Below are 12,095 nucleotides of genomic sequence, written 5' to 3'. Positions count from 1 at the left end.
ATTTTATTTATTTTTTCTTAATTCATTAATATGTTTTCCGGGATAAACTTTAGTAGGACAAACTCTGCTGCAAGCATAATGCTCTTCACATTTCTCTACGCCATTTTTTGAATATGCTATATTTTTTAAGGATTCTTTATCTGTGAAATGGTTGTCTTTTTTTATTTCATTGTTTATAGCTGCAAGTGCAGCAGGTCCAATAAAATTATTATCAACTACAGGACATGCACTATAACAAGATCCGCATTCGATGCAATTTTCAAATCTTTTCCAACTGAAAATACCATTAGGTTTGATAGACTCTTTTGAGACTTCACTATCTCTTAAATAGTTCGTGATTGGCATTTGGGATATCATTTGAGAGATATCTACTACTAAATCAGATATGATTTTAAAAGAACTTAAAGCTTCTATTGTAATTTTATTATTTTCAAATTCTGATAAGAACGTCATGCAAGCTAGTTTTTCTTTTCCATTAATCAAACAAGCACAAGTCCCACAAGAACCATGATGGCAGGAATGTCTATAAGTTAGTGAAGAATCAATATTAAATCGAATTTGTTCTAATGCATCAAGTATTGTAGAATTAGGGGTTAATTCAATTTTAAATTCAGTTAATTTATTATCTCGTTTTATTGATATATTATATTGTTTAGTATTGTTTTCCATGAAAACCTCCTTTGTAAAAAAGTCTATGGTTTGGCAATACGTTTTTATCAGTATTACATTCAATATACTGTCCAAATTTTTCACATACCATGTTTGAAACTGTTTCTCCCATGGCTCTTAGGGTTGTAGCTTTTCCTCCCACAATACTTATCATGTTATTAACATTGTCAAACTTTCCATGATCTATTGCTATGAAATCTCTACTGAGATCTCTAACATTTTTATTGTTTGAATAATTGCCATAAAGAGGTCTTGTGGCAACCCAAGCAGTATGATGTTCAAGTTTGTCAAAATTTGGAAACATCGCTTTGCCAGATTTCATAAGAAATTCAATATCTTCTTTTGGTACTTTTACTATATCAGGATTATCAGTAATCCATTGTGTGGTTCCAATAATGCTTAATTGTCTTTGAGGAACTAGAATATCTCCATCACCAGCTTTATGAAGTCGACTAATTACCATGTTAGAAATTCTTTTCTTCATAGCAAGTAAAGTCCCTGGAGAAGGGGTTACATCAAGATTTATATCAGCCATATCAGCAATTTGATTTGCCCAAGCACCTGTAGCATTAATGAATATATCAGCTTTTATAGTTTCAGTTTTATTTGTTAAATGATTTTTTATTTTTACTGATTCAATAAAATTATGCTTTTTATTAAAACCAATAACTTCTGAATATACTCTAATATCAGCATTATTAGTTTCCATTGCTCCTGCTGCAAAACTAATTACTAATCGATATGGATCAATTGTACCATCTGGTACTAATACGGCAGTTTTAATATTAGGATTTAATTCTTTTTCATAATCTAAAGCAAGGGATATTGGAATTTCTTTTGCAGGAATTTGCGCATCAAGACAGCTTGCGATGAATTTTTCTTTATATTGCATATCCTCATCATTTAATGCAACAAACATTCCCATGTTATATTCAATTGCATTAGGAGCGATGTGTCTAAGTATTCTACTTTCTTCCATGCATTCTTGAGCGATATCTTTATCTCCCATAGCATAGCGAGCTCCACAGTGTAATTGCCCATGATGTCTACCTGTTGTTCCACTAGTTAGTTCACCTCTTTCAACTAAGGTAACTTTGAATCCACGTAGACATAAGTCGTACATTGTGGCAATGGCTGTGCCACCACCACCAATGATAAGGATATGATAATTGTCTTTAGCCATTATTTAACATCTCCTATAAATTGATTTATATAGATTATATCATTAAATAATGGCATATAAAAAATATTATTTTATACTTTGTTTCATTTGTGAAAATTCAGTTAAGATAATAGGATCTGTTTGAGGTGATATTTTATTAACAATTAAAATTACTATAAAGTTTAGTATAAAACCAGGTACGATTTCATACATAACATTTCCTAGTCCTACTTGTTTCCATAATACACAAACAACAGCTCCAGTTATCATCCCCAATAGAGCTGATTTCCATGTAGTTTTCTTAGAGAATAGTGCAACAAGTACAACTGGTCCGAAAGCAGCTCCAAAACCACCCCAAGCATAAGAAACAAGAGATAGAATGCTACTTTTGGGATTTAATGCTAATACCATAGCTATTACAGAAATGATTATTACACATAATCTACCAATCCAAATCAATTCTTTTTCACTTGCCTCATGTTTAATAACTTTTTGATAAAAATCTTCAGTTAGTGCAGAGGATGATACTAATAATTGAGAGTCAATTGTAGACATAATTGCAGATAAAATAGCTGCAAGTAATATTCCACCAACCCAAGGATTGAATAAATCACTAATCATGTAGATAAACACTTTTTCTGCATCTCCACCAGGAGCTTCTTTATAAATAGATATTCCAATTAAGCCTACTAATACAGCACCACATAGAGATATTATTACCCAAATTGATGCAATTAATGTTGATCTAGACATTTCCTTAACATCTTTAATACTCATAAATCTTGCTAGAATATGAGGTTGACCAAAATAACCTAAGCCCCAAGCCATAGTAGATATAATTGCAATAACTCCTGCGAACCCTGTTGAAGAATCAAATGATGCCATTGAAATGTTTTTAGCACTTGCTGCTGCAGAAATTGCATCAAAACCACCATTTTTTGTTAAAGCAAAGATTGGTACAATAAGAATTGAGATAAACATAAGAGCACCTTGGAAAAGGTCTGTCCAACAAACAGCTAAGAAACCACCTAAAAATGTGTATAATACTATTACAATACAACCACTAATTACAGCAACTTTATAAGGAATGTTAAACATTGATTCAAATAATTTACCAGCACCAGCCATACCGGAGGATGCATAAATTGTAAAGAATATTAAAGTAATTATTGCAGATATAATTCTTAACAATCCAGTTGGGTCTTTAAATCTATTCTCAAAGAAACTTGAAAGAGTTAAGGATTTAGTAGTTTCTGTATATACTCTTAATCTAGGAGCTACTAAAATCCAGTTTAAAACGGTTCCTATAAAAAGTCCTATTGCAATCCAAATTTGCCCAATTCCATATAAAAAAACAGCGCCGGGAAGCCCCATAAGTAGCCAACCTGACATATCACTAGCTTGAGCAGATAAAGCAGTAACCCAAACCCCCATTGATCTTCCACCAAGTAAATAATCTTCTAAATTATTAGTCTTTTTGTAGAAGAAAAAACCGATTGTAAGTAAAAATATTAAATAAATAATAAATGTAATAATAGTTGCAATAGTAGCCATATACTCTCCTAAATATTTTTTTATAGTACAAGATTATGCATAAATATGCAACTATTATGCAGATTATATTATTGTCTTAAGGAATGAACTTATATCCCATTCCTCTAATAGTTCTAATATGATTTGGTTTTTGAGATTCTTCTAAATGATATCTTAATTTTGCAATATGAACATCAACTGTTCTTGTATAAATATTAGAGTCATATCCCCAAACATCATCTAGAATTTTATTTCGATCAAGTAATTGATTAGGATGGGTAACAAAATATTCTAATAATCTAAATTCTTGAGCATTAAGTTCAATTTGTTTATTTCCATTTTTTTCTAAAATGCCTTTTATTGTATCAAGTTTATAAGAGCCAAAATAATAAACACCTTGTTTTTGAGGCGGAGGTGTTTCTGTAATTAGCTCAGTTCTTCTAATACAAGAGTCAATTCTTGCTAATAAAACCCCCATATCAAAAGGTTTCATAACATAATCATCTGCACCTTGTTGAAGGCCTAAGATGACATCAATATTAGTATTTCTTGCTGTTAACATTATTATTGGAGTATTAATATCATTTTTTCTTAAATTTTTGCAAACAGAAAAACCATCTCTTTGGGGTAACATTATATCTAAAAGAATTAAATCATAAATATTCTTTTTCGCTTCATTTTCTCCATCAACGCCATTATCTTTTATCGTAACTTGATATCCTTCAGATATTAATCTATCTTCGAGAGTAATTTGAACGCCTAATTCATCTTCGATTAAAAGTATTTTCTTCATTTAGTGTTTTCCTTACAAGGTATTACTATTTCAAATTTACAGCCATTTTTAATTTTTCCATTGATTCTTTTATAAGGGGATACTAGTTTAATTTTACCGCCAAGAATAGAGACATTTCTTTTTACAATGAACAATCCAAGTCCGCTTCCTCTTTCTTGAGAGTTTTTAGAATTTTCACCTCTATAATAAGAATTGAAAATATATTTTTGTTCTTTAGTTGGAATTCCAATTCCATCATCTTCTATAGAGCAATTTAAAGTTTCATTTTGATCTGAGTATTGTATAAAAACTCTAATTTCACCTTTAGCTATATTATTATATGCATGGAATAAACTATTACTTATTAAATTAGAAAGAACTAATTCAAAAAGATTTATATCTAAATATACTTCTCTCTCTAGGTTAATATTTGCCCAAGAGATAGGGATATTTTTTTCTTTTGCTAAGGCATTTGCTTGGGATTGTAGTTTATCAATATATTGTTTTAGATTAATCAAGTTTTCATTTTTTTTGTATGCTTTATTATTCTCTATCTTAGAAAAAACTAATAGATTTTCAATCATTGAATTTAAACGAATTGATTGTTGTTTAATTAATTTACCATAGGATGGAATCTTTTGGCTAGGAATAAGATTTTCACTTAAGTTATCTGATGCAGATTGAATAACTGTCAATGGTGTTCTTAATTCATGGGTAATAGAGGCTGTAAATTCTCTTTCTTTATTTTGTTGTTTTTGTATTCTAATTAATTGATAAATTAATAAAATACAAATAAATCCTATTAAGCTTATTAAAAGAATTCCTCCTAAAAATATATAACTTAAAGTTTCTTCTATATATGAATTATAGAAACTATTTCCCATTATATTAATTTTTAAATAAGCATAAATCTCACTTTGGTCTAAAGTATTAGCTTCGTCTTTCATTTCAGGAGGTGGTGAAAATTTATTTGATTTATCATCAAAGAAAGGAATACTATGTGGATTTTGAGTAAAAATCTGATTAGTAATTAATGGTACATATATATCTTTATTTGTTAATTCAGGGCCATAAAATAAAGTTTTTATTGGGCTAAATTTATAATTTAGTGTATCTGTATATGCTTTATAATTTATATTATCAATAGAAGTCTTATTAGATAAACTAATTTTTTCAATTTGTATTTCATCATTATATTCTTCAATTGCTGGAGCTAAATAATTATTTGTGAATTTGTCTAAATCAAAGTTTAAAATAAAATACTTATTACTATTAATATATATGGTAATAGATAAAGTTTCATTATTTAAATTTGTACTTATCTCTTCATTTGAATTATTTTGAGGTAAAGTTGAATCTACAAAATCACTACTAGTCCAAGTTTTTCCATCATATAAATACTCAGTTGTTTTATCCTCTGTTTTTTCAATATATCCAATTGAAGTTAAAAGGTTTTGCTCAGATTGGGAGCTAGTAAATTCATCATATATTTTTGTAGTAAAATCTTCTAAGGAGGTATTATCTATATTGTTAAAATTATTATATCTATTTAACCAAGACGTGAACATCGTTATTCTGTCAAACTCACGATTTGCCGTTCTATTGATGTTTGAGATAATAGAGTTATATGCTTTGTAATATTCTTTTGAAGCTAAATTATTAAACCAATTATATTCATAGAAACTAAAGATTCCTAAAATAGAAATAAAGATTATTGAAGCTATAAAAATAATAATATTTGTTTTTCTTTTTGTTAATTCCATATCCTAATCATAACTTACAACAATAATTTATCATAGAATAAATTTTAATTTGATATTTAGATTTTACATAGTTTACAAAGCGTTTACATATTTTTAACCATAAGAATTTAATTATTTCATATTCTTAGCTCAAGTGTAGGAGGAATTCTTATGAGTTCAGAAGATAAAATAATTAATGTTGATAAAGTTAAACCACATTCATCAAAAAAAAAGAAAAGAAGAGTTCTAATAGTATTTTTATTATTAGTTGTATTAGCTGGTGGAATTTATTGGTACTTAAACCAATCCGTTTCATCTGATTTAGTCACAGTTTCTAATTATACAACTTCAAGTGTTGTTGCAGGAGACTTAGTATCAACCACTGAAGCAAGTGGTACTGTTGTACTTCCAAATCAAGTAACAATAGTAAATACACAAGAAGGCTATGTTGATTCCTTATATGTTAGTGAAGGTGATTCAATTACTAGTGATGATGTATTAGTAAAGTTTAGTGTTCCAGAATATGACGAAGAAATGGAAAGTTACACTTTGGAATTAAAACAAGCAAATATTGAATTAGAGTCAGAGCTTGCTGCAAATGAATATACACTAAATACTTTGGAAACAGAAATTAGCAGATTACAAGATCAAATTGCTAGTGCAACTGAAGAAAAAGAAAAATATGAAAAATTATCAGAAATAAAAAATAGTTATTTAACCTCATATGATAATGCTGTTTCTTCTTTAGAAACATTAAATCAATCGCTTTCTGATAAACAAGCAGAATTAGCTTATCAAAAAAATATTCAAGAAATAAATATTGAAAAACAAAAAGCTAGTATTGAAAAAATAGAATTAAATATTAGCCAATTACAAAAAGAAATTGAGGCATTAAATATTACAAGTCCAATGGCAGGAGAAGTTTTATCCATAAATGAAGATTTAATGATTCAAGGTAATTATTTATCAACTTCTCAATCCCTATTTACTGTAGCTGATAGATCCAAAGTATATGTAGATTTAGATATTTATGAACAATATGCTTCCTTATTAGAGGTTGGTGATTCATTAGAACTAACTATTGGTACAGAAACAATGAATGCAACAATTGTAAGTATTGGTAAAGTCGCTTCAATGGATTCAGACGGATTATCTGCAACAATAACCATTAGAGTAAAACCCGATACACAAACTACTTTAAACCCAGGCGCATCTGCTGTTGCAAGTATTGTTTTAGGTGTTGAAGAAAATGTATTACAACTTCCTAGAGGTTCTTATTTAACAACAGGTAACCAAAAATATGTTTATGTTGTCGATGGGGACAAAGCTTATAAAACTCAAGTCGTTTATGGTGATATCCAATCTAACACAGTAGAAATTGTTAGCGGACTTAAGGTCGGAGATCAAGTTATAACATCTTCTTATCAAGGTTTTATTTCAGAAGATGTAATTCAATTAAAGTAGAGGAAAATTATGATTAGTTTAGAAAATATTTCAAAAGTATATGATTTAGATGAAACAAAAGTAGCAGCTTTAGATAATGTTTCAATAAATATAGATAGAGGCGAATATATCGCAATTATGGGACCTTCAGGATCAGGAAAATCAACCTTGATGCATATTCTAGGGATTTTAGATACAGCATCATCTGGTGTTTATAAATTAGAAGGTTATGATATTACAACCCTTGAAGACAAGGAACAAGCAAGAATTAGAAATAAGCATTTTGGTTTTATTTTCCAAAGTTTCAACTTATTTCCAGAATTAAGTGCTTTAGAAAATGTAATGCTTCCAATGCAATATGCTTCTGTTCCATTGAAACAAAGAAAAGATAGAGCAGCATATCTTTTAGATGAAGTAGGGCTATCTCATCGTTTGAACCACTTACCAACAATGATGAGTGGTGGTGAACAACAAAGAGTTGCAATAGCTAGAGCTCTTTCTAATGAACCTGATTTGATTTTAGCTGACGAACCTACTGGTAATTTACCAACTGATAAGGGCGATGAAGTTATGAAGATTCTTGAAAAAGTAAATAAAACTGGAGTAACTGTTGTAATGGTTACGCATAACCCAAATCAAGGTAAAAGAGCAAATAGAATTATTAATGTTAGAGATGGGCATATCGTAGAAAATTTAAACAAAGTAACAGGTGGAGAATTATATGCTAAGTGAACCTTATAAGATCATTTTTAGGCGATTTATAAATCGTCTTACAGAATCTGGATTGTTAATTATAAGTGTCGCTTTAGGTGTTGGGGCTTTTGCCGCTGGTGGAACTTTATTTGTTAATGTTGTAAATCAAAATAATACATTATTAAATTCTCCTTCTTATAAAGAAATAGTTGTTTCAACTAGAGAAGAAAAAGAAACTATGGAAGTTCCAGTTGAGGAAAAATTATTAAATCAAACAGCTGTTTTAACCTCATCAGATTTAACAGCTGCAGAAATGATCCCCTCTATTAGTTATTCCTATATAATGAATCAATCTCGTCTTAGGATGATAAATGAAGATTTCCAAACTCAAAGGGCCAATTTTACACCACCTACGAGTGATACTACATCAGATACTACAACTGATGCAGTTAGTAGTGATGTATCAAGTGATGGAGCAACTTCTGATATGGGGGCTCCTCCTGAAGATATGGGTACAAATCAAATTTTTGATGAAGATATATCAACGCTTTTAGAAGATGATTCAATTGTTTTAAGTGATGAAGATGAAGTCTCTGGTTATGAAGTAACATCTCAATTCTTTGATGCTTGGGATTTGAAAACAGAATATGGATCCTTATTTTCTTCTGCGGATTATTCTAATACTAATTCATTAGTAATTTTAGGAAGTGATTTTGCAAGAACCTTAGTTGATGATGATAGTCAGTTATCATCTTTAATTGGTAAAAGATTGTTAGCAATGCAAGGTTATCAAACTATTGTTGGAATATTAGAAGATACAAATACTGATTATGATTATGAATATTTTTCCCCATATAATACTGATTCAATTGAAGGATCAACAGGTGGACTTAGAAAGATGTTCATGAACTCTCAATTAAGATTCTCCGTCTCTGATACTAGTGAATTGGAAAGTGTATCAACTATGTTAAATCAATGGTTTGAGAGTGAATATGGAGAAGGTCAAGTAATTATCAGTAACCCTAGAGTTGAAGCTGAACAAACCGTAAGTAGAAATACTGGAATCAGTATTTTGCTCTTAATATTAGCAATTTCAGGATTGTTTATCTCTTCAGTAAATATTGCTCATATATTATTAAGTAGAACTCTAAGAATGAAAAAACATGTTGGTATATTAATGGCTTTAGGAGCAACTAGAAGAAAAATCAATGAACTATTTTCAATAGAAGCTATATGTATTATAGCAATAGGAACCATTTTAGGGGTATTAATTGCTCTTCCAATAAATAATCAGATGCAAAGTGCTTTGAATCTTGAAATAAGTACAAACTGGACTATTTTTGTTAGCGCTTTAGTTTCAGCAGCAATAATTTTTGCTTTTACATTAATTCCAATTAGAAGATTTGACAGGATAAAACCTGCGGATGCAATGAGAGTAAGATAGGAGAATAAGTTATGAAAAAATTTTTAGTTATGTTAATGAGACAATTCTCTGATGCTCCATTTAAGATGGTTTTAACTTTAGTTGCTGTATCTATGGGTGCTTTCATTTTAGTATTATCTTTTAATGTCACAGATATAATTCAAGACCAAGTTGAAAACCAATTAGATTCCAATGGGATAATTGTTCAAGTAGCAAATGCAACTTGGGCGGCTGATGGATCTTTAGATCAGACTAGACCTAGTGAATGGGATTCTTCAGTTCAATCTTATTTACAAAGTGATACAGATGTTGTTGATGCTTCAGCTATTGTAAGTAGATCTATGTTTAATGAATTTACATATAATGGTACCTCCTATGATTTGAGAAGCTCAATAGCAACTGAAGAATCTTATTTTGACATTTATAATTTACAAATAATAGCTGGGGAGTCAATGACTAGTGAAGATGTCGAATTAGGTTCAAGAAAAGTTTGGATAAGTGAAGAGACTGCTATATTAGTCTTTGGCTCTGCAGAGAATGCAGTAGGGAAATGGATACAACCTCCTGGAATGATGATGGGGCGTGGTATGGCAAATAGAGATCAAGTAGTTGTAACACAATATAAAATCGCTGGTGTCTATGAAGATCCTTCAGAAATATCAAGAAAAGTTTATGGAATTAGTGACTTAGTTGTTCCTTATACATCTATGCTTTCTAGTGATATGAATACTGAAATGGCAAAGCAAATGATGTCAGGTATTTTAGTTGTAAAGAGTAATAATTCTTCATTTGATGAAACTGAGCAAGCTATTAGTCAAGTAATTTACCAAAACTATGGTGAAGATATTGATCTTGCAGTTTGGGAAGGCTCTTTAGATGGGGAATCAACATACATGAATGATTTAAGACAAACGGTTCAAGTATTTACTGTTTCAGTTAATATATTAGGTCTTGTATTGATGCTTGTAAGTACACTTGGTGTATTTAGTATTATGTTAGTTGAAGCCTTAAGTAGACGAAGAAAAATTTGTATTGAAAGATCATTAGGAGCTACCAAAAATAAGATAATTAAAGAATTCTGGAGTTGGTCAATCGCAATGAGTTTCTTAGGCGTTGTTATTGGTTCAGTAATAGCTTATTTCTCATTCCCAACAATTATAGAAATAATTTCTCCTTTATTTGGAGATTTATCAAATGAAATTAATTTTAATGTTGGATTTAGTTTCATCGCTTTATTAAAGAGTGTCGTTTTAATATTAATATTTGGTGGATTTTTTGGAGTTATTCCTGTAATTCCAGTAGTAAAAGACAATATAGCAGAAGGATTAAAGGAAGTATAATTTATGAAAAAATATATAAGTGTATTATTAGTTTTAATGATTCCATTTACAGCATTATATGCAACAAGTGTGGATGAAGAAATTAGTAATTTAGTAAATATCTCATTGCAAAATAATATTGATTATTTGAATGCAAAAAATGATTTAAAAAATTCTCAAGATGATTTAGAACAATCACCAGCAATATTAGATTCAAGTATTAGTTCAGATTCAAGTGTTTCATATTCATCTAGTTCAACGACTTTTGTATCTTCATTAGATGTTTCAATTCCATTAATTGATCAATTAACTTTATCCGCTAGTGTTGATACAAATTTAGATGGAAGTGTTGGCTTAACTTATAATCCTTTAGCCTCTAGTGACTCAACAGTTCCAAATGAAATTAATTTAGAGAATGCAAGTGTAAATTTAAATGAAGTTGAAGAGTCTTTAAAAGTTGATATAGCTCAAGCTTATATAAACTACTTATTAGCAATTGAAGATTTAAATCAACAAGAAGCTCAAGTTACACATGATCAAAAAGAGTATGAACAACAAAAAGAATTATATGATTATCAAGAAACTACATTGATTGACCTTCAAGATTCTTTAATGAGTTATACGGAATCAAAAAATAAAATAAAAGATTTAGAGTTAGCAGTATATTCAACTAAAGTCACTCTTTACCAATTAATTGGTGTTAGTGATTATTCAAGTATCGAGTTAGTTCAAGCTGATTTAAATCAATTAGTAGATTTAAATTCAGATTTAGAAACTGTATTAGATGGTAAATCTTTCTCTCCTTTAAGTGATAAAGATGTAGTTGCTGCTCTTAATAGTACAGCATTATTAGAGGATTCATATGATACATTAAAATTATATAGTCCAACCTTTAGTATTAATACAAAAGTTAAGTTAGACGGCACTGTTTCAGCAGGAGTATCCTTTAAAACAAGTGCAGCTGATTACAATGGTGATGAAAAAGAGGATTTGTTAAATCAAATAGATTTATCAAAAATAGAATCTGCACAAACAATTTCAAAGGTAACTAGTTCAATCGAATTATTACAGAATACTGTAGCTAGTGATAAACAAAGTATCAGTGATATTGAAATGCAGATAGAGCAAAATAATCTAGTTATGAATGAAGCTAAGGCACTATTAGACCTTGGTGAATATGAGAGCTTGGATTATGAGACTCTAGAATTAAATGCAAATAATTTACAATTAAGTTTAATAAAAGCATATGCTACGTTATATGTGGACCAATTAAAGTTAATAAATTATTTATAGAAACCTTCTTAATCTACCTCTTAGTAAAATTTGAGGTAGGTTTTTT

10 protein-coding genes are annotated in these 12,095 nt (G+C 29.5%); 5 read left to right on the top strand and 5 right to left on the bottom strand.

Features of this window, described 5'->3' with window-relative positions; all coding sequences use genetic code 11:
• Positions 1 to 3 precede the first annotated feature (3 nt).
• The 5 genes from ACZ5RS_RS02555 to ACZ5RS_RS02535 all read right to left on the bottom strand — a co-directional run bounded on the left by ACZ5RS_RS02555 (position 4) and on the right by ACZ5RS_RS02535 (position 5,899).
• Complete coding sequence (locus ACZ5RS_RS02555) at positions 4 to 669, bottom strand: succinate dehydrogenase/fumarate reductase iron-sulfur subunit (RefSeq protein ID WP_464637313.1); 666 nt, start codon at positions 667 to 669, stop codon at positions 4 to 6.
• Entirely contained in the window at positions 653 to 1,852 is a 1,200-nt protein-coding gene (locus tag ACZ5RS_RS02550; RefSeq protein ID WP_464637312.1) for an FAD-dependent oxidoreductase, read from the bottom strand. Before ACZ5RS_RS02550 ends, ACZ5RS_RS02555 begins: the two co-directional genes overlap by 17 nt.
• 66 nt (positions 1,853 to 1,918) lie before the next feature.
• Entirely contained in the window at positions 1,919 to 3,385 is a 1,467-nt protein-coding gene (gene putP, locus ACZ5RS_RS02545; protein WP_464637311.1) for a sodium/proline symporter PutP, read from the bottom strand.
• A 76-nt stretch (positions 3,386 to 3,461) separates the two neighbouring features.
• Positions 3,462 to 4,157 (bottom strand): response regulator transcription factor, encoded by a 696-nt coding sequence (locus ACZ5RS_RS02540; RefSeq protein ID WP_464637310.1) that lies wholly within the window; start codon positions 4,155 to 4,157, stop codon positions 3,462 to 3,464.
• Positions 4,154 to 5,899, bottom strand: coding sequence for a sensor histidine kinase (locus ACZ5RS_RS02535; RefSeq protein ID WP_464637309.1), 1,746 nt, complete (start codon positions 5,897 to 5,899; stop codon positions 4,154 to 4,156). Before ACZ5RS_RS02535 ends, ACZ5RS_RS02540 begins: the two co-directional genes overlap by 4 nt.
• A gap of 150 nt (positions 5,900 to 6,049) precedes the next feature.
• Here ACZ5RS_RS02535 and ACZ5RS_RS02530 point away from each other — a divergent pair, with 150 nt between their 5' ends.
• The 5 genes from ACZ5RS_RS02530 to ACZ5RS_RS02510 are packed head-to-tail and all read left to right on the top strand — an operon-like array spanning position 6,050 to position 12,049.
• Positions 6,050 to 7,342, top strand: a complete 1,293-nt coding sequence (locus ACZ5RS_RS02530) for an efflux RND transporter periplasmic adaptor subunit (protein WP_464637308.1) — start codon at positions 6,050 to 6,052, stop codon at positions 7,340 to 7,342.
• A 9-nt stretch (positions 7,343 to 7,351) separates the two neighbouring features.
• On the top strand, positions 7,352 to 8,053 hold the full coding sequence (locus ACZ5RS_RS02525) for an ABC transporter ATP-binding protein (RefSeq protein ID WP_464637307.1): 702 nt from the start codon (positions 7,352 to 7,354) through the stop codon (positions 8,051 to 8,053).
• Positions 8,043 to 9,458, top strand: coding sequence for an ABC transporter permease (locus tag ACZ5RS_RS02520; RefSeq protein WP_464637306.1), 1,416 nt, complete (start codon positions 8,043 to 8,045; stop codon positions 9,456 to 9,458). Before ACZ5RS_RS02525 ends, ACZ5RS_RS02520 begins: the two co-directional genes overlap by 11 nt.
• Before the next feature lie 11 nt (positions 9,459 to 9,469).
• Entirely contained in the window at positions 9,470 to 10,777 is a 1,308-nt protein-coding gene (locus tag ACZ5RS_RS02515) for an ABC transporter permease (RefSeq protein WP_464637305.1), read from the top strand.
• A 3-nt stretch (positions 10,778 to 10,780) separates the two neighbouring features.
• Positions 10,781 to 12,049 carry a TolC family protein gene (locus ACZ5RS_RS02510; RefSeq protein ID WP_464637304.1) on the top strand — a complete coding sequence of 423 codons (1,269 nt, stop codon included), beginning with the start codon at positions 10,781 to 10,783 and terminating at the stop codon, positions 12,047 to 12,049.
• Positions 12,050 to 12,095: the final 46 nt, after the last annotated feature.

Source organism: Pleomorphochaeta caudata (assembly GCF_055395745.1).
This window is presented reverse-complemented; position numbering and strand designations above follow the sequence as displayed.